General features: G+C 46.1%; 26 protein-coding genes, 1 tRNA gene and 1 pseudogene. 10 read left to right on the forward strand and 18 right to left on the reverse strand.

All coding sequences use genetic code 11. From position 1 onward, the window contains the following. Position 1 precedes the first annotated feature (1 nt). From BAMF_RS37230 to BAMF_RS37265, 8 genes are all read right to left on the reverse strand, one after another. A complete protein-coding gene (locus tag BAMF_RS37230; RefSeq protein ID WP_013353687.1) occupies positions 2-1039 on the reverse strand; it encodes a glycosyltransferase family 2 protein in 1038 nt (345 codons plus the stop codon). Positions 1040-1057: 18 nt separating this feature from the next. Continuing rightward, the gene (locus BAMF_RS37235; protein ID WP_013353688.1) at positions 1058-2161 is read right to left on the reverse strand and encodes an EpsG family protein; all 1104 of its coding nucleotides are present in this window, start codon (positions 2159-2161) and stop codon (positions 1058-1060) included. A gap of 3 nt (positions 2162-2164) precedes the next feature. Next, positions 2165-3301: a glycosyltransferase family 1 protein gene (locus BAMF_RS37240; RefSeq protein ID WP_013353689.1), complete on the reverse strand. Its 1137-nt coding sequence runs from the start codon at positions 3299-3301 to the stop codon at positions 2165-2167. Then, positions 3294-4136 carry a glycosyltransferase family 2 protein gene (locus BAMF_RS37245; RefSeq protein ID WP_013353690.1) on the reverse strand — a complete coding sequence of 281 codons (843 nt, stop codon included), beginning with the start codon at positions 4134-4136 and terminating at the stop codon, positions 3294-3296. Before BAMF_RS37245 ends, BAMF_RS37240 begins: the two co-directional genes overlap by 8 nt. Beyond that, complete coding sequence (locus BAMF_RS37250) at positions 4133-5272, reverse strand: glycosyltransferase family 4 protein (RefSeq protein WP_013353691.1); 1140 nt, start codon at positions 5270-5272, stop codon at positions 4133-4135. The genes BAMF_RS37245 and BAMF_RS37250 overlap by 4 nt, the downstream gene beginning before the upstream one ends. Before the next feature lie 15 nt (positions 5273-5287). Beyond that, positions 5288-7105: a polysaccharide biosynthesis protein gene (locus tag BAMF_RS37255; protein ID WP_014472284.1), complete on the reverse strand. Its 1818-nt coding sequence runs from the start codon at positions 7103-7105 to the stop codon at positions 5288-5290. Positions 7106-7327: 222 nt separating this feature from the next. Then, a complete protein-coding gene (locus tag BAMF_RS37260) occupies positions 7328-8008 on the reverse strand; it encodes a CpsD/CapB family tyrosine-protein kinase (RefSeq protein WP_013353693.1) in 681 nt (226 codons plus the stop codon). 5 nt (positions 8009-8013) lie between these two features. Next, on the reverse strand, positions 8014-8721 hold the full coding sequence (locus tag BAMF_RS37265) for a YveK family protein (protein WP_013353694.1): 708 nt from the start codon (positions 8719-8721) through the stop codon (positions 8014-8016). Positions 8722-8966: 245 nt separating this feature from the next. On the opposite strand from BAMF_RS37265, the gene slrR reads away from it, so the two are divergent. The 3 genes from slrR (at position 8967) to BAMF_RS37280 (ending at position 11323) form a co-directional block, all read left to right on the forward strand. Next, positions 8967-9422 carry an HTH-type transcriptional regulator SlrR gene (gene slrR / locus BAMF_RS37270; RefSeq protein ID WP_007407395.1) on the forward strand — a complete coding sequence of 152 codons (456 nt, stop codon included), beginning with the start codon at positions 8967-8969 and terminating at the stop codon, positions 9420-9422. Positions 9423-9502: 80 nt separating this feature from the next. Continuing rightward, positions 9503-10951 (forward strand): carboxylesterase/lipase family protein, encoded by a 1449-nt coding sequence (locus BAMF_RS37275; protein WP_013353695.1) that lies wholly within the window; start codon positions 9503-9505, stop codon positions 10949-10951. A 171-nt stretch (positions 10952-11122) separates the two neighbouring features. Further along, entirely contained in the window at positions 11123-11323 is a 201-nt protein-coding gene (locus BAMF_RS37280; RefSeq protein WP_013353696.1) for a hypothetical protein, read from the forward strand. 30 nt (positions 11324-11353) lie between these two features. On the opposite strand, the gene BAMF_RS37285 is transcribed toward BAMF_RS37280, so the two are convergent. Then, positions 11354-11884 carry a dihydrofolate reductase family protein gene (locus BAMF_RS37285; RefSeq protein WP_013353697.1) on the reverse strand — a complete coding sequence of 177 codons (531 nt, stop codon included), beginning with the start codon at positions 11882-11884 and terminating at the stop codon, positions 11354-11356. Positions 11885-11989: 105 nt separating this feature from the next. Here BAMF_RS37285 and BAMF_RS37290 point away from each other — a divergent pair, with 105 nt between their 5' ends. Together BAMF_RS37290 and BAMF_RS37295 are read left to right on the forward strand one after the other, a co-directional pair. Beyond that, positions 11990-13132 carry an FAD-dependent oxidoreductase gene (locus BAMF_RS37290; protein ID WP_013353698.1) on the forward strand — a complete coding sequence of 381 codons (1143 nt, stop codon included), beginning with the start codon at positions 11990-11992 and terminating at the stop codon, positions 13130-13132. A 126-nt stretch (positions 13133-13258) separates the two neighbouring features. After that, on the forward strand, positions 13259-13912 hold the full coding sequence (locus BAMF_RS37295; RefSeq protein WP_232469710.1) for an MBL fold metallo-hydrolase: 654 nt from the start codon (positions 13259-13261) through the stop codon (positions 13910-13912). 18 nt (positions 13913-13930) lie between these two features. On the opposite strand, the gene BAMF_RS37300 is transcribed toward BAMF_RS37295, so the two are convergent. After that, positions 13931-14560 (reverse strand): YczE/YyaS/YitT family protein, encoded by a 630-nt coding sequence (locus BAMF_RS37300; RefSeq protein ID WP_013353700.1) that lies wholly within the window; start codon positions 14558-14560, stop codon positions 13931-13933. Positions 14561-14680: 120 nt separating this feature from the next. Between BAMF_RS37300 and BAMF_RS37305 the strand changes: the two genes are divergently transcribed. Continuing rightward, entirely contained in the window at positions 14681-15199 is a 519-nt protein-coding gene (locus BAMF_RS37305) for a GNAT family N-acetyltransferase (RefSeq protein WP_014471064.1), read from the forward strand. Positions 15200-15255: 56 nt separating this feature from the next. Here the strand turns inward: BAMF_RS37305 and BAMF_RS37310 are convergent, their stop codons facing one another. The 4 genes from BAMF_RS37310 to BAMF_RS37325 form a co-directional block, all read right to left on the reverse strand. Further along, positions 15256-15744 (reverse strand): phenolic acid decarboxylase, encoded by a 489-nt coding sequence (locus BAMF_RS37310; protein ID WP_013353702.1) that lies wholly within the window; start codon positions 15742-15744, stop codon positions 15256-15258. A 24-nt stretch (positions 15745-15768) separates the two neighbouring features. Beyond that, on the reverse strand, positions 15769-16224 hold the full coding sequence (locus tag BAMF_RS37315; RefSeq protein ID WP_038463075.1) for a DUF3237 domain-containing protein: 456 nt from the start codon (positions 16222-16224) through the stop codon (positions 15769-15771). A gap of 257 nt (positions 16225-16481) precedes the next feature. After that, entirely contained in the window at positions 16482-16769 is a 288-nt protein-coding gene (locus BAMF_RS37320; RefSeq protein ID WP_014471065.1) for a DUF1433 domain-containing protein, read from the reverse strand. Between the two features lie 458 nt (positions 16770-17227). Continuing rightward, positions 17228-17572 carry a DUF1433 domain-containing protein gene (locus BAMF_RS37325; RefSeq protein ID WP_013353705.1) on the reverse strand — a complete coding sequence of 115 codons (345 nt, stop codon included), beginning with the start codon at positions 17570-17572 and terminating at the stop codon, positions 17228-17230. Positions 17573-17638: 66 nt separating this feature from the next. Between BAMF_RS37325 and BAMF_RS41930 the strand changes: the two are divergent. Next, a pseudogene (locus tag BAMF_RS41930) lies at positions 17639-17776 on the forward strand (hypothetical protein); the annotation flags it as partial. A 161-nt stretch (positions 17777-17937) separates the two neighbouring features. On the opposite strand, the gene BAMF_RS37330 reads toward BAMF_RS41930, so the two are convergent. Beyond that, positions 17938-18252 carry a DUF1433 domain-containing protein gene (locus tag BAMF_RS37330; RefSeq protein ID WP_013353706.1) on the reverse strand — a complete coding sequence of 105 codons (315 nt, stop codon included), beginning with the start codon at positions 18250-18252 and terminating at the stop codon, positions 17938-17940. 51 nt (positions 18253-18303) lie between these two features. On the opposite strand from BAMF_RS37330, the gene BAMF_RS37335 reads away from it, so the two are divergent. Together BAMF_RS37335 and BAMF_RS37340 are read left to right on the forward strand one after the other, a co-directional pair. After that, the gene (locus BAMF_RS37335; RefSeq protein WP_013353707.1) at positions 18304-19731 is read left to right on the forward strand and encodes a lipase; all 1428 of its coding nucleotides are present in this window, start codon (positions 18304-18306) and stop codon (positions 19729-19731) included. Positions 19732-19743: 12 nt separating this feature from the next. Beyond that, a complete protein-coding gene (locus BAMF_RS37340) occupies positions 19744-20055 on the forward strand; it encodes a hypothetical protein (RefSeq protein ID WP_013353708.1) in 312 nt (103 codons plus the stop codon). A 48-nt stretch (positions 20056-20103) separates the two neighbouring features. Here the strand turns inward: BAMF_RS37340 and BAMF_RS37345 are convergent. The 3 genes from BAMF_RS37345 to BAMF_RS37355 all read right to left on the reverse strand — a co-directional run bounded on the left by BAMF_RS37345 (position 20104) and on the right by BAMF_RS37355 (position 23082). Then, positions 20104-20179 (reverse strand) — tRNA-Arg (locus BAMF_RS37345). Between the two features lie 186 nt (positions 20180-20365). Next, positions 20366-21835: a glycoside hydrolase family 32 protein gene (locus BAMF_RS37350; RefSeq protein WP_013353709.1), complete on the reverse strand. Its 1470-nt coding sequence runs from the start codon at positions 21833-21835 to the stop codon at positions 20366-20368. Positions 21836-21849: 14 nt separating this feature from the next. Then, entirely contained in the window at positions 21850-23082 is a 1233-nt protein-coding gene (locus tag BAMF_RS37355) for an MFS transporter (RefSeq protein ID WP_013353710.1), read from the reverse strand. Positions 23083-23457: 375 nt separating this feature from the next. On the opposite strand from BAMF_RS37355, the gene BAMF_RS37360 reads away from it, so the two are divergent. Further along, complete coding sequence (locus BAMF_RS37360; RefSeq protein ID WP_013353711.1) at positions 23458-24432, forward strand: LacI family DNA-binding transcriptional regulator; 975 nt, start codon at positions 23458-23460, stop codon at positions 24430-24432. Positions 24433-24487 lie beyond the last annotated feature (55 nt).

The following is a 24487-nucleotide window of genomic DNA, read 5'->3' on the forward strand; positions in this document are numbered from 1 at the left end:
TTCACCCTCTGATTTTCATTTTGTACTCGATTGCCCGCTGATACGCGGCTGATGCCAGCGATACGAACGGAATCAGCTTCAGCTTCGCCAAAAGCAGAAGGCATGAGCGTTTAGCGTCAAACGGCGCCGTTCCTGTTTTGGAAAGACTCAGGCGGAACACGGGATCAGCGCATATCCGGCTGATATTCTGCCATTTCTCAGAAAAACGTCCGCCGTTATTCCGCTTCCATTCATTAAGCAGGCAGACTGTTCCGTGCTGGACGATAAAAAAGTCCAGCTCCTGCCGGTATTCCTGTAAGCAGCCGTTTTCACGCAAAAAAGCCTCGTTCAGCCGATAGAGAACCAGACCTGAGTCAAACAGCTTTTTCTGATAGCTTTGCACAATGGAAGTCAAGTGAATCCGATAATGATAGAGCGGCTGATCCACGTACGAGACCGCATCCGCGAATACATGCGCCCGGAGGCTGAAGTACTGATCCTCCACGTGTTCCAGCTCATCACGAAGCGGAAAGCGCAGCCGATGATGTTCGATCATGGTTCTGTTGTACAGCTTGTTCCATGAAAATCCGCTGACTCTTCCCTCAAATAAATCTTTCAGGTAGAGTTGTTTCGGACGGCCCTCATACGCTGAAGCGATCGTTGATACGACAGTTTTCCCCGTATCCGCAAATTCAGCCGCATATTCGCAAATGACGAGATCAGCCTGATCAGCCTTCGCTTTTTCATACATGCGCAGGCAATAATCCGGTTCAACCCAGTCGTCCGCATCAATAAAAGCGATAAATTCGCCGCGCGCCGCCTCAATGCCCTTGTTGCGGACCGCGCCGAGCCCCCGGTTTTTCTGATGAATGACCCGTATTCTCTCATCCCGCTTTTGATAGGTTTCAAGAATGGCCGGGCTTTGATCCGTTGACCCGTCATTGACGGCGATAATTTCGATATTGGCGAGCGACTGATTGAGCAATGAATCTAAACATTTTTCTAAATAGGTTTCCGTATTATACACAGCAATTAATAAACTGACCGCGGGTGTTTCCATATAAACCTCCAGTATCCATTACCGGGAAAAAATCGTTCTGTACGGAAGCACAGACGAATCGACCGGCATAAGCAAATAGCTGTAAAGAAAATAACAGACAATAATGGCGATATAAATCAGGGCATTCGATTTTTCATCAAAAATCCTCACAAAATAAGGGATCAGGATCATTTGGTACAGGCCGAAATATATATTAAACCGGGCAAAAATAACATCCTTTGTCGCCAGCAGACCGAACAGCAGGCCGAGCAGACAGAAATTCACGATGACATCAATGCCAGGCCAGAGCTTCCGCAGCCGCTCCCGGTAGCAGAAAGCCAAAAACAGCGGCAGAAGCAGCACCGCGATTTTTACGACGTTCATCCCGTTCGTATTGGTCATCAGCCATTTCTCATAATGGCCGTACGAGCTGTTCTCCAGCACGACGACAAACAGCGAAATGAACTTCTGATACAGAAACGTCATGAGAAGAAACAAGGCCGACAGCCCGAAAATCGCGGGCGACCAGGCTCTTCTTCTGACGATAAAATAAACCGGAATCATGATCAGGGCCGAGGAATGAAAGAGCGAGCACAACAGCACGATCAAAAAATAGCGCTTCCAGCTTCCGCTGATCACGTAGCGGACGGCCCAAAACAGCACGGCCGCCACCATATACTGCCTGATGCCGTTAAAAGAAGCGTAATAATGATACGTGCCTAAAAACAAAAACACACTCAGCTCAAACGGACGGCCGAACTCGGCGAGCCCTTTTAAAATAAAGCTGCACGTCACGACCGCAACGGTGAAATACATGATTTGCGGATCTTTCGTGATAAAATTCATGAGCCAGATGAGAGCGGTAAACCCCGGATCAACAGCGGCTTTTTTCGCTCCGAACCCGAAAATCTCCCATATACTGCCGTAATTGCCCGCCAGTTTGTACATCAGCGCGTACGTCTGAAAATCCGTTCCGACTCTGTAGCGTAACCCGGAGACCAATACCAGCGATAGCAGCGGAACCAGCATGACGAGCTGATTCGGGCGGTACCCGGTCGAAAGCGATTGATCACGCCCGCCGCACATTTTCGCGAACCATGACCAAATATAAACAATTCCCATATTGACTACATATACAATCATTCGTTACTGTTCCTTTTCACAATTCATATTGTAAAGCTTCATAATCGCCCCCGCATTTTCTCCCGCATCATATCCCAGCCGTCCGAGGGTTTCTTTAATGCGGGCCTTGTCAGGCACCGGCGTCTCCGCTGCCCGTAAAATCGCGGATGCCCATTGTTCGGGCGGCTCTTTGAGGCTGAGCCTGCTGACCAGTCCGAGCCCGGCATCGGCTTCTTCTGTTATGCCGTCTGATATCACGCACGGCACCCCGGAAGCCTGCGCTTCAACGAGCGTGACAGGCAGCCCCTCATATAGAGACGGCATGACAAATACATCCAGCGTTTTCAGCAGATCATGAACGCGCTCCTCTACGCCGATAAAACGCACATCATCATCAAGCCCCAGCTTCTCCGCCAGTTTTTCCATATCGGTGCGAAGCGGACCGTCTCCGGCGAGAATCAGCTGAAAGCCGATGCCCCGCTCTTTCATATCAGCGGCCAGCCGGAGCAGAAATTGGTGGTTTTTCTCCTCTGTAAAGCGGCCGATATGTCCGATTGCCAAACGGCCGCCGGCAATGCCCCGCTTCCTTTTTTCCGATTCTGTGTCCGCACGCCCGCCGGCAAATAAATCGAGATCAATGCCGTTCGGCAAAAGATGCACATCTTTTTCTTTACCGAATAAGAAACGTCCCGCCTCTTCCCCGCAGGCGCACAGCGCGGTGGCGTTTGCCGTGATCATCCGTCTGAATACAAATAGCTGCATCCCGGCAAGCCGCGACGACCGCCCCCGCCACGACGTGCTGTGAGAATGGCAGATCCTCACCGGGACACCGGCTAAACGCGCAGCCAGCGCGATAAATCCCGATTGAAAATCGGTATGGGCGTGCACGGCGGCAAACGGGCCTTTTTCCTGAATCACCCGTTTGACCTGTTTCACAAATGTTATCGGATTTGTGCTGCCGATGCTCGGCACATAAAAAAGCCGTCCGCCGAGAGTAAGAATTTCCTCATCATAAGCGCACGGATCGTTCCTATGGGTTAAAAAATCAAACTGCACCTTCGTTCTGTCCATCTTCCGGTACAAATTCATCATCATCGTTTCTGCGCCGCCTCTGTTCATCCCGCTGAAGATGTGCAGCACCCGCACAGGTGTGTCAGTCATGTTCGGCAAGCCCTTCTTTTTGGCGGATGTCCCTGTTTTTATGATAACGGTTCATGACCGCGGGCGGCGTAATGGCGCGGATGAGCGGCTTTGCGATATACACGTAATGGGAAAACGGCAGCTTCAGCCGTCTGCACGCCTGAAAAACGAGCACAGCATTATCAATGGAATACGTGAACGACCTCCGTTTAAACGCATCGCTGTCCTCTCTCACTTTATACAGCGTTTCTTGGAGATTGTACCCTCTGAAGCCCTCTTCAAAAAAGCGCAGCCACAAATCGATATCCTCCATCCGCCGCGTCCGCCTGACTGACCGGTAGCCGCCGAGCGCTTTGTACGCTTCGGCCCGCATCATAATGGTGCCGTGGCAGAACGGTGTGCCTTTCGCCATGATTTCCGGTTTCGGCACCGGCGGCAAAAGCCGGGCGCCCCTCACGCCGAATTCGTCAAATACGAGCATACCCGTGCCTACGACTTGATAGTGGGCGTGCTTGTTTAAGAAAGCGGCCTGTTTTTCCAGTCTCCTAGGGGCGGAGATATCGTCTCCGTCCTGTCTGGCGATATAATCCCCCGACGCGTATGTCAGACAGCGGTTCAAAGAAGCGGCAAGCCGTTGATTTGTCCTATTTTGAATCAGCGTAATCCGGTCGCTGTAATGATCCGCGTAACGGCGCGCAATCTGATACGTTCCGTCAGTTGACGCGTCATCACACATAATCAGCTCCCAATTCTTATAAGATTGGCTCAGGATGGATTCAATACTCTCCGCCAATGTCTGTTCGCAATTATAAATTCCCATGATGACGGAAATTTTCGGTTGTGCTCCTGCATTCATACGCTTTTCTCCTTTTTATCCATATAACCGGCGTAAATATGCTCCATTTCCTTTACCGTGCGTGTTTCTGAAAAGCATTCCGCCGTACGGCGCCCTTTTTGCCCCATTGCTTTTCGCAGGCCGGGGGAGCGGTACAGCTTTCCAATCCGATCGGCAAACGCCGCGCTGTCTCCGGCCGGCACGAGAAAACCGTTCACGCCGTCTTCGATGATCTCACGGTGCCCCCTGTTATCTGCGGCAACGGCGGGCTTTTCGGCAGCCATTCCCTCAAGGACATTCATGCCGAGCCCTTCCCGGATACTTGAGGCGACAGACAGATCAGCAAGCTGAATGAGTTCATGAATGTCCCGGCAAAAACCGTAAAACCGCACAATATCGGATACACCGAGTGATTCAGCCTTTTTTCTGTACGACTCTTCCATCGCGCCTTCTCCCGCAAATACAAGCTTCAGCTCAGGGATGCTGTTCTTCAGCAATGCCGCAGCCTCAATGAGGATACCCTGGTTTTTATTGCTGTTTAATTCAGCTGGATAAACGAGGATAAATTCTCCGGCGGTGAAGCCGTGTTTTTCTCTCAGACGTTCACTCTCTGCCCGGCTTACAGGCCGAAACCTGTCCGTATCAACGCCGATGCCGTGTATTTTTTTCGCGTCGCAATCGGTTTTTTTCATTTGCTTGGCCCGTTCGTAATCCTCTTCATTAATGGTAATCAGGCAATCCGTATAAGAAGAAAGAAATTTTTCGATCGGGTAATAAAGAAGCCAATTTTTCAGAGGCGCTCCCTCACAGAAGTGAAAACCATGCGCGGTGTAGAGCACCTTTGTCCCTTTTTGGCGTGCTTGTCTCGCGGCAAGGCGGGCGAGCACGCCGCCGACCGGCGTATGGCAGTGAATCATGTCATAGCCGTTATCCTGAATGAGCCGTTTCAGCCGTCTGTAAACAGAAAGGTTTTCGGGATGAAACGGTGAGCGCCGGATCGGAACGGAAAACTTTTCATTCACGAACGGCAGATTCATATCACCGCCTGCCGCGACGTGCACCTCCCAGCCCATATCCTGAAACCATTGAAAATACGGAAGATGAAAGGCTTTAAAATGATAATCGACAGTGGCGCAGAATAATACTTTTTTCGTCATCTTTCTGACCTCCCATCACACGCCCGCGGCCGCTTCTTCATGTACTGATTCGATTGCCTCAAACAGCCGTTTTCTCAGCTCTTCCTCAGGCAGACGGCTGAATTCTTCCATAAAGCGGATAAGCACGGCCCAATCCCCGTCTACCGCTTTTCCGATATGGATTTTCGGAAAAATCTGTTCCGTATGTACTTCATTATGATTCAGCAGTTCTTCATACATCTTTTCTCCCGGCCGGATGCCGGAGAATTCAATAGGAATCTGTTCTGTCGTATAGCCTGATAAATGAATCAGGTTTTTTGCCAGATCGACGATTTTGACGGGTTCTCCCATATCCAGAACGAAAATCTGCCGCCCTTTTGCAAGCGCCCCCGCCTGAATGACGAGTCTTGACGCTTCGGGGATCGTCATAAAATATCTTGTCATCGCCGGATGCGTGACGGTGACGGGTCCGCCTTTTGCAATCTGCTTTTTGAAAATCGGAATGACGCTGCCCCGGCTTCCGAGCACATTTCCGAAACGGACGGCGGCGAATTTGGTGCGGCTGATTTTTCCGAGGTTCATGATGACCATTTCCGCAAACCGCTTCGTCGCCCCCATAACATTGGCCGGATTGACCGCTTTATCAGAAGAAATCAGCACGAACGTTTCCGTTCCGCACATATCGGCGGCCTCGGCGACATTTTTTGTGCCGAGGATGTTGTTTTTGACAGCTTCCTCCGGGTTATGTTCCATTAACGGCACATGTTTATGGGCAGCCGCATGATAGACGACGTGCGGCTCGTATTTTTTCATCAAGGTAAAGATTTTATCTCTATCCTGAATATCGGCGATCTCCGCGTGAAAAAGCACCTCTTTCCCAAAGCGTGCTGACAGTTCGCCATGCACGGAATAAATGCTGTTTTCCCCGTGGCCGAGAAGGACGATTTCACGCGGACGAAACGAGCTGATCTGGCGGCAGATCTCAGAACCGATAGAGCCGCCGGCACCCGTGACCAGAATCGTTTTTCCCTTTATGCTGTCAGAAATTTTGCTCGTATCCAGAGTGACCGGTTTTCTGCCGAGCAAATCTTCGGCGTTTACATCTCTGATGTGTCCGGCAGCCTGCGTTCCGAGCAGGATCTCATCAAATTGCGGCATGATTTTAATATGGGCGCCCGTCTGCACACATTCTTTGTATAAAGTCTGAAGCTCATGGGTTCGCAGAGACGGAATGGCGATGATGATATGGTGAATTCTCAGCCTCTGCACCGCCGGCAAAATGCTTTCTTTTCCGCCGATGACGGGCAGCCCCATAATCTCGAGCTTATGCTTCGTCTGGTCATCATCAATAAAAGCCACAGGCATGATTCCGAGATCGTTTTTCTGCGTAAGCTGACGGGCGAGCAGCGTCCCCCCCGCGCCAGCGCCGATAATCAGCGCCCGTGAAGAGTCATTTTGCTTCTTGCCGATCGTTTCTTTCAGCACGCGCGAAATCATCCGGCTGCCTCCGATAAACAATAGCTGAACCATCCAGCTGACGGCTAAAAGCCGGAACAAAATCGTGTGGAACACCCCATATTGAACGGCGGCCGTCACCGCTGCGGACAGAGTGATCCCCTTCAGCAGGGCAAGCAGCTCCCCTATTCCCGTATACGTCCATACCTGCTTATACTGGTGAAACATAAAAGCGCATACATGGTGGCTGATCAGCATGCTCACCGCGGTCAGCAGGAGCGCTCCGGAGTCATAAAAGTGATAAGAATCCTCAAAAAATTGATATCCTATAACAACGGAAAGTAAAACGAGATACGTATCCAATGCAAAAATCATTGAAAGTCTTCTCCGGTAAGTCAATCTTTCCCCTCCTCATTTATCGGTTTAGCTGATACGGTTTTCGCAAAAAAACAGGCATAACAGCTAAGCCGATAAAAACGCGGCATTTTAAGATAAATTGGGCATTTAACCCGTCCTCACACCCCGCCACCGACGACCAGCATCTAAGGCAGCGAAAATCGCTGCCCACAGCAGAGCCGAGTGCCTCCGTTGATAAAGGTAAGGAGACATCACCTTCACCGCTCAATACGAGTAGTGTTCTGTTTTTTTGATTTTCTTTTTATTCAAAAGCGCGCCCAAAAGCTTCGCCTTCGACTGCTGAAGCGCGTCTTTCGCCTTTTGGACGGTATCCATTTTTGTTTTTCCGCTCAAAACGACGAGAACGCTTCCATCCGTCTGGTTCGCTAAAACCTGTCCGTCCGCCACCGCCAAAAGCGGAGGTGAATCGAAAATGACCAGACTGTATCGGCTGTACATCTCCTGAATCAGCTCTCCCATCGCTTTAGAGGACAAAAGCTCAGCCGGATTCGGCGGCGTCGGACCGCTCGTTAAGACATAAAGATTATCTATCAGTGTTTTTTGCACCGTTTCGCCGAGGGAAGCGTTTCCGACTAACACATTCGTAAGGCCTTGTACATTTTCAAGCTGATAGGTCTCATGTATCGTCGGTTTTCGTAAATCCGCATCGACGAGCAGCACCTTTTTTTCCTGCTGCGCAAATACCGCGGCAAGGTTGGCGGCGCTGAATGATTTTCCTTCTCCCGGAACGGAAGAAGTGACGAGAATAGAGCGCAAATGGGTCTGTACAGAGGAAAACTCAATATTTGTCCGAATGGTGCGGTATTGTTCAGCTACCAATGATTTGTGGTGTAAAACGGATATTTGAGCCAATCCCCGTCTTGACTTCTTTTTTCTGAATCCCAAATGCCTCACTCCCCGAAATGTTTTTCATCAGACCGTGTCTTCTGATTTTTGATATCATACACAACCCCTAAAACAGGCAAGTCTGTTTTTTCGCTGAGCTGCCGCTCGCTTTTAACGGTTTCATCAAGAAAGTGGAGAAAAAACGCAAGCGTCACACCGGCCATAAGGGCCGCACCGAATGCCATCATGATATTCCGGATGCGCGAAGGCTTGACCATCGGGCTTTCCGATGCTTTTGCCTCAGACAAAACGATGACGCCTTTTATATTCATCCTGTCGCGGACTTCTTTTTTAAATGTTTTCATCAGCGTGTTCGCTATTGCGGCGGCCTGTTTCGGATTCTCATCCTGCACCGCTGCGGTGATGATTTCTGAATCGGTTTCGCTGCTTGTCGTGATCTTTGCTTTCAAAGCGGATGCCGTCTCGGAAAGATGGAGCTTCCGCTTCACTTTCTCAATCACAACCGGGCTTTTCATTATCGTTTGAAACGTGTTGTTGTAATGGAGATTCAGCTGGATGTCGCTGAGATTTGATTTTTTTTCACCGCTTGTTTCATGAATGAGCACCTGGGTTGACGCCTGATAAACGGGCGAAATCACTCGAAATTGGATGTATCCCGTCACCAGCGTCACTACTGCTGTCATGATAAAAATCAGTAAAAATCTGCGCTTAATAATGTCAAATAATTCTTTAAAACTCATATTCTCATTCATGTAATATACAGCCTCATCCTTGATGCATCAGGCTTAAACGCCCCCTTCTGTTAATGATTGGATTATAAAAGAAAAGCTCGAAATTTGAAAATTTCAAATTAAGCCATTTAGTTCTTTTTAGAGAACGTTATCATGATTTTCCTCTTATTTACTGCACTTACCTTATAATTTTAAATTTTATAAAGAACAAAAAATTTCTTATAATGAACAAAAAAATGCCAGTATACAGGGGAGAATTCAGCATAATGATTGGAAGAATAATACGTTTATACCGCAGAAGAAAAGGCTACTCAATTAATCAGCTAGCAGTCGAAGCAGGTGTCTCTAAATCTTATTTAAGCAAGATAGAACGGGGGGTTCATTCAAATCCGTCTATTCAATTTCTAAAAAAAGTGTCCGCCACCCTGCAGGTCGATCTGACGGAGCTTTTTGATGCCGAGACGATGCTGCATCACATGGGAGACACGGAAGATGAGTGGCGCATCCATCTTGTGCAGGCCGTGCAGTCAGGCATGCCGAAAGAAGAACTGTTCACCTTTACGAACAAACTGACTGAAAAACGGCCGGAGCCCGCACCCTACCGCAACAGAAAACTGACTGAATCCAATATTGAGGAGTGGAAAGCGCTGATGCAGGAAGCGAAAGAACTCGGCTTGTCCGTTCAGGAAGTCAGATCATTTTTAGAACGGAAGCGTTACTAATCATATGCTGATGAAAGGGCTTTTATTTCCATCTTGTCATCATCTCCGTTTATAATGAAATGAAAAAGGGGGATGAAATAATGACAGAACTTACTGTTCAAACCCGCTGCGGCGCATTGAAGGGAACTGCCGGTCACGGTGTCCGCACATGGAAGAGCATACCGTATGCAAAGCCGCCCGTGGGAGAGCTGAGATTTAAAGCGCCGGAGCCGCCCGTACCTTGGGACGGCGTAAAAAATGCCGACTCGTTCGGGCCGGTTTGCCCGCAGCCGGCTGATTTGCTGTCGATGTCATTTTCCGGAGATGTACCGCCTCAATCTGAAGATTGCCTTTACCTCAATGTGTTCGCTCCCGATTCAGAGGGCGGGAAACGGCCTGTCATGGTATGGATTCATGGCGGCGCATTTTTCCTAGGTGCCGGAAGCGAACCGACTTACGACGCATCTGCTCTTGCCGCTGACGGAGATGTCATTGTGGTGACACTTAATTACAGACTCGGGCCGTTCGGTTTTTTACATTTGTTTTCTATTGATGACACATATCCCGGCAATATCGGCATGCTCGATCAGATCGCCGCGCTGCGCTGGGTGAAGGACAATATCTCCGCATTCGGAGGAGACCCTGATAATGTCACGGTATTCGGTGAATCGGCTGGCGGCATGAGCATCGCCTCACTTATGGCCATGCCTGACGCAAAAGGCCTGTTTCATAAAGCCATACTGGAAAGCGGCGCCTCTCAGACGATGACGGCGGACGTGGCAAAAGAGATCACAACAGCATTTATTCAAGAAGCCGGCACTGATCAATTGCAGGAGCTTTCCGTTAATGACATTCTCAAGACTGCGGATAAGTTGCGGAATACAATAGATCAAAGCATTTTTCATCTTTTGTTTCAGCCCGCCATCGATCCGGCCACATTGCCTGCGGAACCGGCCAAAGCCATAGCAGACGGGGCCGCGGAAGGCATACCAATGATCATTGGAACCAATCGTGATGAAGCATATTTGTTTTTCACCCCTGATACAGACATTCATTCCGAGAAAAAACAGCAAGAATATTTGCTTTATCATCTCGGAGAGAACAGCGCCAAGCTAGCGGCAGATTTATATCCGCATTCTTTAACAGGACAAATTGATATGATGACGGATCTGAAATTCTGGCGGCCTGCCGTTGCCTTTGCACAAGAACAATCGCAATACGCGCCCGTCTGGATGTACCGCTTTGATTGGCATGGCGAAACACCGCCGTTTCATAAAGCGGTTCACGCTCTGGAATTGCCGTTTGTGTTCGGAAACTTTGATTCTTTGAAAAAGACGCTGAAGGAACCGCTCAGCGAAGATGTAAAACAGCTCTCCAAGCTGATTCAATCCGCATGGATCGCTTTTGCAAAAACCGGAAAACCGGACACTGATCAGCTCCATTGGCCTCAGTATGAAACAGGTTCGCGTGAGACCATCATTTTCAACACATCCGTCTCGACGGAAAGCGATCCCGATTCAGCCAAACGCCGCATTCTGTTTCAAGCATAAAAAAACCCCCAAGGGATCGGTTCCCTTGGGGTTTCGTTTTCATCCCACTTCAGACATCAGTCAGCTTCAACCTGGTCATTCGGTTTCGCAGAATACCCATTTCCATATTAATCCTTATATGTTATATTCTATTACAACTAATAATCTAACCATTCATAAAGGAGTTTTTATATGGAGAAATCAAATATTATCGGCACAGCTGCCGTTATTATCGGAGCGCTTATGCTCTTAGTTTCTTATCTCTTCCTGCGCGGCACTGATTTCTATGCCGTGAGGTGGATAGGGGCTGTGATCATGGTTGCAGGATTTTCATGCGGGCCGGCCCACACAATTTCAAAAAATAAAAACAAACATGAAAAAGAAACCCGGTAACCTTACTGGGTTTCTTTCATATATTTCATTCTATCTCACTTCATAACGCAATTCCGCAAATTGCTTGTAGCGCCGGACATCCGTAAGCTTCAATGCGGTCTCCGTCTCTCCCGGTCTGAATAACGGAATACCCCGGCCAAGCAGAACGGGAGCGACCTGAATGATAAACTCATCGACAAGCTCCTCTTTCAATATCGGCTGCAGCAGATCGCCCCCGCCGACAATCCAAATCCGCTTGCCATCTTGGCGTTTCAACGCTTGTATAAAATCGGCAGGTTCTTCATGAATAAACCGCACATCTTCAGTACGCCCGGTCAATGTCCGTGAAAACACATAGCATTCTTTCCCCTTATATGGAAATTCATCAGGGAATAAAACCAATATTTCCTCATATGTTTTTCTGCCCATGATGATCGTATCGACAGATTCATAGAAGTCTGCATAATCGGTGTCTTCTTCACCTTCAGTTCCGATCAGCCAATCCAAAGAATGATTTTCCCGCGCAAGATAGCCATCTGCGCTGACAGCTCCGTAAAAAACGAGCTTTCTTTGACCGCTCATGAAAACCCCTCCCCTTTTTACAAGTTCATATTGAGTTCATACAAACCTATTATACTGCAAGAAGCCGGATAAACCGGCAGTTAAAAAATTGAGGTGAGTATAAATATGAACAGCCAAGAAAAACGAATTGCGATTATCGGTGCAGGGCCCGGCGGTCTGACACTGGCGCGCATTCTGCAGCAGGGAGGGCTCGCCCCGGTCATTTATGAGCAGGAGACATCACCGGCTGAGCGGCAGCAGGGCGGAACGCTTGATTTAGATGAACAAACCGGACAAAAAGCGCTGCAGGCGGCCGGCCTTCTCGGCTCCTTCCGGTCGATCTGCCGTTATGAAGGGCAGGCGCTGAAAATCACAGATAAAAAAGGAACCGTTTTTGCTGAGACAGAACCTGAAAAACTGACGGATCATGGGCGGCCTGAAATTGACCGAACCGAACTTCGCAGACTGCTGCTGCAATCGCTGAAAACGGACACGATCAAATGGGGACATAAGCTTTCTCATGCCGTTCCGCTTGAGAAAGGAGGTCATAAGCTCGAATTTGAAAACGGACATACAGACGTCTTTGATCTTATCATTGCGGCGGACGGCGCCTTTTCCCGGGTTCGTCCCCTTCTCAGCGATGCGCCTGTTGAATACTCCGGAATCAGCATGATTGAGCTTCATATTATGAATGCGGCGGCTGACTTCCCTGACCTCGCCGGTTTTCACGGCACGGGAAGCATGTATGCCCTTGATGACCGGAAAGCGATTATGGCCCAGCTCAATGGAGACGGCACAGTCCGGGTCTATTTATGCTTTGCCGCCGGCAGGTATTGGATAGATGAAAACGACATAGATTATGATCAGCCCGAGGAAGCGAAGCAGAAACTTCTGGAGCTTTTTGAGGACTGGAGCGACGACCTGAAACATTACATCCAATACGCAGGAGAAACCATTCTGCCGCGAAGACTGTACAGCCTGCCCGTGCAGCATAAGTGGGAGCACAAACAAGGTGTCACGCTGATCGGTGATGCCGCCCATCTCATGACGCCGTTTGCCGGGGCGGGAGCCAATCTGACTATGCTGGATGCGGCGGAACTCGGGCTTTCTATCTTACACAATGCTGATACAGACAAAGCGGTAAAACAATATGAAGAAAAAATGTTTGCTTATGCGGAAGAAACGGCAGCTGAGACCGGCTCACACATGAAAACATTCTTCTCAGAGAGCGCCGCACAGAAGATAGGCGCCATGATGAATGCATTTTAAATCTGATATATGAACTGGAGGTGCGCTGAAAGTAAAGCTTTCGGCAAACAAATGACAGAAAAAGCGAAATGTATCCCTATTCATTTACACATCCCGATCCCGGCAATGCCGGATGGACAATTCACGATGACACCGACACTGTTTCATACAGACAATGATTTGATTCTCGTTGACACGGGAATGCCCGGTATGGTGAAAAACATCGTAATGCAGCTGGAAGCTGCGGGATTTTCACCCGGGGAATTAAACGGCATCTTGCTCACCCACCAGGACATTGATCATATCGGAAGCGCCGCACAGCTGAAAACGAAATTTCCGGACATTGAAATTTATGCCCATGACGCTGATAAACCTTATATACAGGGAGAACTTCCCCTCCTTAAAACACTTCCGAATTCCCTCGCTGCGCAAATGTCTTCCGACGGCAAGCAGACGTCCGGACTGACCGTCACTCATACCGTTACAGACGGAGATCAACTGGCCGGCGGGCTGACCGTGATCCATACACCCGGGCATACACCGGGGCATATCAGCCTGTATCATTCGGCCTCGAAAACGCTTATCGCCGGAGACGCCCTGATCGTCAGAGGCGGGGAGCTTCAAGGGCCGAATCCGCCTCAAACTCCTGACATGGAAGAAGCCTATCGGTCCGTCGCAAAACTGGCATCCTATGATATCGAAAAGGTCATCTGCTATCACGGCGGACTATACGATAGAGACGTTAACCGCAAAATCGCACAGATTGCCGCAGCAGGGCCTCCTCTTAAAAATAAGGAATAACAGCAAAAAACCCGGCCGTCACCGGGTTTTAGTTTCTTCCTGCTTTTGAGATACTGTTAAGATGCTGTCTATCCATCTTCCGGTAATCGGCATAAAGAAATGAAGGATCATTCCTCCTAAACAAACGGTGAAAAACGTTCCAACGCCTACCGGTCCTTTTAAGATCAATGCCAATATGAAAAATACGAAGTAAATGACCGTTCTTGAAAAAAAGATGCTTCTTCCGGTTAATTCGCGGATAATTAACGTTAACCGGTCAACCGGGATCGGTGCGAAATTTGTGTGCAGATAAGTCGCGGTGCCTATCCCTATCACAACCAAACCGATTGCAAAACACCCCGCTTTTCCGTACCATAGTTCAGGCGTGATGATTCGATGCAGGAAAAAAAGCCACAAATCAATCCCGATTCCCGTGATAAACGCGGTAATCATTCCTGAAAATTCCGGTCTTTGTCTTTTTAACATTGAATTACAGCAAATTAACAGGAAAGCTATAATGACTTCCCAGCTTCCCACGGTAAGGCCTGCATTTACAGATAGTCCCACGATAAGCGCATCAAAAGGCGATGTTCCAAGATCTGATTGAATAGTGACAGAAATACCAAAGGTCAATATGATGATTCCCAAAACATAAAAAACGTATTTCACTTGATCAGCCTCATTTTATAATTTTATGTTGCAAATACAATAAAATTACGTTATGTTTACTATACGGTATTTTCATTGCAAATACAACATAAATCAACTGAAGAAAGGAGATGTATGAAGATGAGTATCAAAATAAAAAAGTGCAGCCTTAACGATATAACAGCACTCCGAGAGATAAGCATTGAAACATTCAATGATACATTTAAAGATCAAAATTCACCTGAAAATATGAAAGCTTATTTGGAAACTGCATTTCGCTCTGAACAGCTGAAAACGGAATTATCCAATCCCTCTTCGAAATTCTATTTTGTTTATTATGACGATGACCTTGCCGGATATGTAAAAGTCAACATGAACGAAGCTCAATCAGAAAAAATGAGTGAAGATTCTCTAGAAATTGAGAGAATTTATATAAGAAAGAACTATCAGAAACACGGACTTGGAAAATTTCTGCTGAATCATGCTGTAAAAATCGCAACTGAACACAATAAAAAGAACATCTGGCTGGGCGTATGGGAAAAAAACGAAAATGCAATCGCCTTTTATCAAAAAATGGGGTTTATTCACACCGGAGAACACTCTTTTTATATGGGGAATGATAAACAAATCGACTTTATCATGACGAAAAACCTGTCGTAAAAGCCGCCGGATTGACTCATACAAAAAAACCCGGCCAAGCTGCCGGGTTTTTTCTATTATTTTAATTTTCCCGCGCGAATATCATCAGTCATTCCTTCGTACGGCGCTTCTGAAATCAATGCTTCGTTATTGATTCCCGCATTGTTGAGATACGTAATATCCGCAAACTCGGGAACGACATATTTCGGGTACGTGTCATATTTCTCACGTGACTCTTTCATCACATCAATGTAATCATTTTGGTAGCACACCGTGATTTCCGGATGCTCATGAACCCATTTCGGGAAGAAAATAATCCCGTGCATCCGTTTTTCATTCGGCATAAAGTTTAATGAAACGTCTGTGCCTGTCGGTTCAGTCCATGACACTTTATATACGCCTTCTGTCAGCTTTACGATATTCACTTCTTGGTCGCGCACCCAGCGGCCGCCTACCATTCCGCTATGAATCCGATAGTCGATCGTATGATCATTTTTAATATAAATTTCATACTCCCAGCCGTTTTCATACGTGTAAATCATATGGCTTCCGATAAAGTTTTCCATGCTAACTCACTCTCCATATTATTATTATTGAACTTCATAAATATCCAACCGAATGTCATCCGGCAATCTGACCGCAGCCCCGATAAACATCCGGTCCTGCAGATGCTGATATGCCTTACTGCTTGTTTTAAACACAGGCACAGTGCGGAAATACACGTGCTCGTGATCAATGATGCGCCCCTCTGCAGCCTGCTGGCGGAACGGTTCACTGACTTGGCGGATGCCGTTGTTCTCAACATAAATGACTTCGTGCTCTTCGGTTTCCAGCGCGTACCTAGCAGAAAGATCAACCCGGCCGTTCGGACGGATGATCTGGGCGTCTGCCCCGCCCGGGAGAACACGCCCCTTTACGGCGCCGCTGACCGTTCCGCCCCGAATCAGGATCAGCTGCCTTTTCCCTAATCCAGTCTGCCCAGCAACGATCGGTTCATCCACTTTAATTTGCAGAGACATCACTTTTTTTAAAGAAGGTTCATTCAGGACGTATCACCTCCCAAGACATTATGTTTATATATACATGTAACTATTTACATGATTAATTGTAACGCTGTTAAAATGGACTGTCAAATGATGAGATGCTTCACCCGGTAAAAAGGTGTTTAATAAAAAAGACAAGGACGGCAAATGCCGAAACCCTTGTCTTTTTCATTTACTCTGGCGCTCCTTAGGTCCATGCTCACATGCGGCTCGCGAACTAGAAAGGAATCATAAAGAGGTTTTCTCTATTCCAGCGCCTTTTAGTATTCACATTCTTTTTCTTGACACTCAGGTTTCTCTTCAGCATCGACTAAAGATATCCCTATTTCATCATTCGTTTTGTCATAAAGTCCGAAAAATTCTTTTTCCTTATTACCATTCAAGTAACCCTCGATGGAAATTCCCCCCATAGGATCTATTTTGTAATCGTTATCGTATGTAATGTGCTTTATATTTTTGTAATTAGCTTTTATATAGCTTTCCATTTTATCTTTCGCTTGGTTAAAAAGTTCTTGTTCTGCTTCTTTTTTATCATGTTGGTACTTCAAGTAGGTACCTCCTGACGCTATAACCATTACAAACACCAGGATAATTATGTATTTATTCACAAACTCATCCTTTCTTATATTAAATTTATATCTACTTTTGGGGTGTTGTACATGTCTAAAAAACATGAATGTATCAAAAGTCGAGAATACTTTTATATAAGCGTTAGTTACACTTGCCTAAAGGGTGTGTGAATTTCTAAAAAATCTTATAGTTAGATCTAGGTTAAATGAAGTTATGAAGAGGAAGGGAATTCAAAGCCAGAAAGAATTGGCTGAGTTAGGTTAGCTCTATGAGGCTGCGATAAGCAGATTTAAAACAAATATCAAGATATGATATCACAACACTATTCATTATTAACAGAGGATTAAATGTGCCTATGGAAGATTTGTTTTATATCGAGGAGATAGAGGGTAGGCAATAAAACAAAATTAGCCCAGCTCGATTTGAGCGGGCTAATTTATCTTGTACAAAGCTTATCTTTACATTCTTCTTTGGGTTCGGCATCAACCGTATATGACAATATTTCTTTATTACTTGGATCATATAGACCTTCAAACTCTTTTTTTCCGTTAGTATAACCCTTAACACTAATACCACCCATTGGATTAATATAGTAATCCTCAGAAAAATGGATATCATCCACATTTTTATAGTTCGTTGTTAAAAACTTTTCCATATGATTCTGGGCTTCTTCGAATAACGCAATCTCTTTTTTCTTTTGATCATACTGATGCTTCATAAAAAGACCCCCAACTGCTATAATTATTAAAATAAGGATAATTATGTACTTTTTCTTTTTCATTTGGAAATCAACCCTTTCCTATAAATAACTGTCGTTTTTAAGTAAACGAAATGAGCGAAAACTTGATATGAATATACTTTCAGCATGCCAAAAGCAAAGCTAACCAATTCAGAATTCATCGCGATTGTTGCTGACAAGTTAAGATTGGAACTTAAAGCGAGTAAAATGCTATCTGACGTTTTTCCTATCGTTGAGTTGTCATGATATTTGTACGCAGTTACCGTTAATTATCGGGGATACCTCGACAAATGAGACGGTAGAGGCGATTGATCTCAGGAATAGGTTTGAACTGTATGAGAAACATATCACGAATTTTGTAAGATAATTAAACAAAATAAATACCCACTCATCCTGAGGTGGGTATTTTATCTTTCTTCGGCATTGACCACTGAAATACCTATCTCTTTGTTCGTTGGATCGTATATACCGGAAAATTCTTTTTCTTTATTATTATTTATGTAACCTGAAACTTCGACTCCGCCTGTCGGATCGATATTGTAGTCTTTGGAAAAGTGAACTTCCTGCACATTTTTATAGTCTTTTTTTAAGTAATTCTTCATATGATCTTGCGCCTCATTCACAAGTTTCTCTTCGTTCTTATGTTTGTCATATTGATGCTTCACGAAAAAACCTCCCACTGCTATAATTATAACAATTAGGATAATAATGTATTTTCTCATGCGTATCATCCTTTCGAACTTATTTTACAATATATGAAAGGTGATGTATATATGCCAAAAGGAAAAGAAATAACCGTCTCAAATGTTACAGATAAAGAATATTACCGTTTGAGTCAGGCGGCCTACCACTATAAAATGTTAGCCCTGCACATGAAATATAAAACCCCCTATAAAATCAGTAAGACGTCATATTGGTACATTGAGAAAGTTGAGCAGGATTCTGATACGGGTCTTGATGCCTTTGTATTCTCAAAAGGTGTAAAGACAAAAGACGGCAAGTGGGCGAAGTCTGATAACCCCGAAAACGTCGTCATCGCCTTTGCGGGAACCGATATCGGAAAAGATCCGATCAATGACGGCGTAAAAGCAGACGGCGGGAACATTGTTTTCGGAAATGATCCGAAAAAAGAAGCCCATTATATTGTTAAAAAAGGCGCCAAAGACACATCTAAAACACTCGGAAAATATAATGGAACACCTACTCAAGACGCCATGCTTACAACGGGAAACTATAAGCTGCTGACGAAAACATCGCAAATTGATCAGGCAGATCAGCTCGTGAAACAAGTCAAACGCAAATACGGAACATCAACAATCGTTTCAACAACCGGCCATTCACTGGGAGGCGCAGAAGCGGAATACAGTGCGGTCAACAATGATATTTACGCAGTCGCTTTTAACAGTCCTTCTGTCGTAAAACTGCATGATAAAGAAACACAGAAAGACATCAACAGCGGCTTATACGATCCTTACATACGATCAATCATCAATCCGGACGACATGGTCGGGGCAGGTTATTGGAACGAATATGACCGGCATAACGGGACAACGATTTATACGAAAAACCCCTCACTCTCACAGTTCAGCCGAAAGCTGCGGCTTGATGGGAGCTTGAGCGAGCAGATCGGCAAGAATCTCGCTTATTTCTTCACTACCGTCATTCTGAGAAATCCGGATACACACGGCTTAAATGAAGCAAATTTTATGTTTGACCGAAACGGAAACATCGCAAATCCGAACGGAGATGAATTAGTCTTCGATAAAAACCTCGGAGCTCTCCTCCCGGCCGGTGCGATCGGAAGCGGAGACGCGATTAAAGTAACGCCCGCGATCGCCAAAAAGCTGGCTGAAAAGGTGCAGGCCATGACCGAGGATTTGCGGACAATGAAAAAAGAAGCGCAGAACGCCTATCAGGAGCACGATGAAAAAATCGCCGAGCTGAAAACGGAATTTTACGGCCAAGTCGGACACGGCTTGTTTGATCAGCTTCAGGCACAGGATGTGACCAATACAATAGAAGATATTGCGCAATCCTACGATAAAGGCCCGATTTTTTATGACACTCAGGCTGAGCAGGCGTTTATTGATTCTTTGCAGACGGCGATCACGGACCTTGAAGAGATCGGCGGATTCTTACATACAATAGCGGATGACTTTAAAGAAAAAGATCACATGCTGGCAAACTGGTTACGTTTATAGGAGATGATTTTTATGACGACATTAGACAAGCTTCTGGAACAAAAAGATGATCCCATGAGGAAAATGCTGCAGCGGCAGATGCTGAAAACCGCCATGACGCAGGCAGCGGGGACAAAACTGGAAACAGTGCGCCGAACGCTTCAGCCAAAATTCGATTTAAACACATTGAAAGATGAATTAACTGAAGTTTATTCAGCCCTATTGAACAGCTTCGAAGGCAAGGCGCAAAAAGCTCTCGCACAGCGGATCAGTGAAAGTGCGCAGCTGATTGCCGGAGCTGAAAATAACAGAGACACATTCATTAACAGCTTCAAAACAAGGTAAACAAAAAAACCTCACAGATTGATTCATCTGCGAGGTTTTTAACTGTTACGCGCTCGGAGGGATTCGAACCCCCGACAGACGTGGTACCGGAAACCACCGCTCTATCCAACTGAGCTACGAGCGCACGTTATTTCAATCAGATACCTTTATATTATAATAAAGAAACGTGCAGAAAGCAATACTTTTTCAATGAAACGTGATTTACGGCGTATCGTGACAGGATTATGCAGCGTTCTCATGCAGCATAATCCCGCATCATATAACGGCTATTGGTTTGCGAGCAGACACGCCGCCGAAACGCTGCAATGTTTCAGCTTTTTTTCCAAATGTCTTTTAACGTCCAATAGGTGAATTCCTCAACCTTTACAGCGCCTTTCTCAGAAAACAGCTCAAGCCCCAATCTGCCCTCTTTCGGATAGATACGGCTTGTCATCGTTGCTTCTCCATGATTGGCGAATACTTCAATCGAAGACCTGTCAATAAATATTCGCAGCGCCAGCTTGCCGCTTGCATCCATCCGCACTCTTCTCACACCGTCTTTCGCTTTCCCCATCTTGGTGCAATCAAGTGTCAATTTTTTATCCGTTAGATTGTACTTAAGCACAAGTTCCTCTTCATCAAGGCCGCGAATTTTAATACCTGCCGTTTCGGCATCGCAATCGTTTACATCATACACGACTTGGACTTCCAGCAGCTCTTCGGATGTCTTTGCCAAGTAACTGCCTGAAACGGACCGGCCGGCACATTCCCGATATTTCATTTTTCGCAGCTGCTTGGTTTCTTCCACGGGATTCATCAAAAGTTTATGATCATCACGCAATGTCAGTTCCCGCGGCAGTGTCAAAGCACCGCACCATCCGTCCGCTTTTGTCGGCATCTCGGATTCCCACATATCCATCCAGCCGACGGCAATTCTGCGTCCTTTATCATCCAGTAATGTTTGAACGGCGTAAAAGTCATGGCCGTGATCCAGTTCTTTAAAAGCGCCGTGTGTAAATTTATTTGTTTCATCATTATAGTCACCAATTAAATAACCGGTTTGATGTAAATTTTTATAGGAATCACCGTCGGCTTCAATACCCTGTGGCGAAATTAGCAGGACATGTTTGCCGCCTAATTCAAAGAAATCAGGACATTCCCACATATAGCCGAGATGACCGTCACTTTGGGCGAGAACACCTGCGTATTCCCAATTACGCAAATCAGATGAACGGTATAAAATGACCCGCCCGACGTTTTCTTTTGTGGAATTGCCGACTACCATATACCAGTCTCCGCGATGCTTCCACACTTTCGGGTCGCGAAAATGGCGGGAGCTGTCTTCCGGCGGTTCCGCAATAACAGGGTTATCTTGAAGCTTTTCAAACACTGCACCATCTTGGCTGACAGCGATATTTTGAGTTTGATAGAAAAGGTCTTTCTCGGGGTCAATCATGTTATGCCCGGTATAGATTAAGACAAGTCTTCCACGATCATCGACCGCGCTTCCCGAAAAACAGCCGCTTTGATCAAATGCGTCGCCCGGCGCTAAGGCAATCGGCAAGTGCTCCCAATGAATGAGGTCTTTACTCTTTACATGCCCCCAATGCATCGGCCCCCAGTTCTCATCAAACGGATGATGCTGAAAAAAAACGTGGTATTCTCCCTTAAACTGAATAAGTCCGTTCGGATCATTGATCCAATTCGCCCGGGGCATAATATGGTACCCCAGCCGATATCTTTGTTTCACTTTACCCTCGGCTTTCTTCAAGGCTTCTTCCGCCTGCTGAATTCTATCCATTTGCGACATCCTCTCTATCCGATTTTTTGTAAATGCTGCACGCGCCTGCTGTTTTGTTTCGGGCCCAATAAAGTAAATATGGAGATGACGGTAAAACCAAAGACGACGATTCCCATGATGAGATAGGTTTGCCGGAACCCCGCACTGTCATATAATCCTCCCGCCAGCGGCGACAGAATCGACGCGCCTGCCTGAGATGCGAATTGGAAACCGACGAGATAAAGGACGGACGACAGACGCGTATCAAAATTGGCCGCCAAATATTTAAAAACGGCGATCAGCATAATCGGCAGTTCCAGTGCGTGGATGAGTTTCATTGATGAAATTCCTACTGGCTCAACTGCAATTCCGGACCCGACGATGCGGAAAGCCATTAAAAACCCCGCTAAAATCAAACTGTTTTTCGCTCCGAACTTATTGACGATAAAAGGCGCAAGAAACATCATGCCGGCCTCCAAAAATACCTGGAACGAATTAAGATAGCCGAATACTTGGTTGCCTATCGCCACTGAAGGAAATAAAGACGCATAGTAGATCGGGAACTGCTGATCATATACGCCGTAAATGCAGGTCACGCCGATAATGTACATCATAAAAAACCAAAAATCCTTTATTAAAAAGAGACGACCCACATCTTTTAACCGGACCGAATCCGCTCTGTTTTTCTCATGGTCGGTCATTTCGATTTTCACAGACATGATAATGGCCGTTAAAATGACGGCTGATACAGACGCAATCCAGAAGTTGATATTGGGATTGATATTGAAAAGCTGCCCTGCAAAAAATGCAGCGGCCGCCCAGCCCAGCGAGCCCCACATTCTTGATTTTCCATACTCGAATTGATATTTCCGGCTGACCTTTTCAATGTAAGTTTCAATCGCGCCTATCCCCGCTAAAAAAGCGGCACCCAAATACAAGCCTCCGACAGCCGCGCCAAGGAAGACGTTGTACTGCAGGAGCGGTCCATAGATGAAAATATAAAACGGACCTGTAAATAGGAGAAGAAAGCTGATCATAAACAATATCTTTTTCTTCAGCCCCAATTTGTCAGAGATAAAACCGTAAAGAGGCTGCATGCACAGGGCAAATACGGCATTTACAGAAAAGATAATGCCTGTCGCTGATCCGTTTAAATTGATTTCTTGCCCTAACCAAATCGCAAATAAAGAATAGCTGGAAGACCAAGTAAAAAAGAAAAAGAAAAAATAAGCACTCAGTTGCCAATACAGACTTTTTGCGCTTTTCATGTTCACCGCTCCTTTGATCGGACATGGATATTTCTTAATCTCCGTTCCCGAACTGCTTGCTGAGCCACGTACTTCCTACTTCTTTTTCAGCAGATTCATGCGAGTGTTTGGTAAGCGCTTTCTTTTTTGCCGCTGTTCGCCCCTTTCACTTTTGCGGCAGCAATATCCTTTTTTGTAAAGCACTTTCAAAAAGAATTGTATGTCAACCGGTTTCATATGTCAATCGGTTGACATATATTTTTCTGATTATTAAAACTAATCCTGCTCACATGAAAACAGACACATGGAGTTTCCTTGCACATGTCAGCCCGATTCTCTAAAATAAGTGCGTGACGAGAATTGTAAGCCATTTCAGTAAAGCAGGAGGGCAAGGGAATGAAGCCTAACATTCATGATGTTGCAAAAATAGCGGGAGTTTCCTCTACAACCGTTTCGCGGGTATTAAATAACCGCGGCTATATCAGCGAAAAAACAAAAGAAAAAGTGTACAGGGCGATGGAAGAAATCAATTACTTTCCAAACGATCTGGCCCGCTCCTTATTCCGAAAACGAACCAATTTAATAGGGCTTATCATTCCGAACTCCAGCAACCCGTTTTTCGGCGAACTCGCCTTTCATATTGAAAGCATTTGTACGTCCATGGGCTACAAACTGCTGCTTTGCAACAGTTTACATCGGAAAGACAAAGAAGAAAAATATTTGGAAATGCTGATTAGAAACCAAGTGGACGGCGTCATCGCCGTGACTTATAACCGGGGAATTCTCAATTACCACAAGCAAAATCTGCCGATTGTCGCCATTGACCATTACTTATCGGACTCGATTCCCGTCGTCGGCTCAGACAATTATGACGGCGGAAAAAAAGCGGCGGAACTGCTGATCGAAAAAGAGTGCCGGCACATCGTCCATATCAACGGTCCGATTGAACTCACTACACCGGCAAACCTCAGAAGAAAAGCATACGAAGATGTCATGCATAAACACGGACGGCAGCCCATTACATACGAAGTGCCCTTTTATCAAGATTACCATGACATCATTTCAACATTATTTGATGAACAGCCTGACACCGATGGAATTTTTTCCAGCGATGATATCATGGCAGCCGCAGTTATGACCGAGGCTAAAAAACGGGGAAAAGACATCCCCAATCAATTAAAAGTGATCGGTTATGACGGCACCGAGACCGTTCAATCAATTCTGCCGGAATTGACAACCATCCAGCAGCCGATCGAATTGATTTCCAAAACAGCCATCGAGATTTTAGCTAAAGAAATTGAAGGCGAATTTGATGATATTCCGCCGGAAACGTATTTGCCGGTACGGCTTTTGGAAGGACGGACAACTTAATCAGGTGCGGTGCTGACGCGTCTGCGGTCTATTTCGAATGCCCCGGCCATATAAT

Origin of the sequence: Bacillus amyloliquefaciens DSM 7 = ATCC 23350, assembly GCF_000196735.1 — a bacterium.
Taxonomy (GTDB): Bacteria; Bacillota; Bacilli; order Bacillales; family Bacillaceae; genus Bacillus; species Bacillus amyloliquefaciens.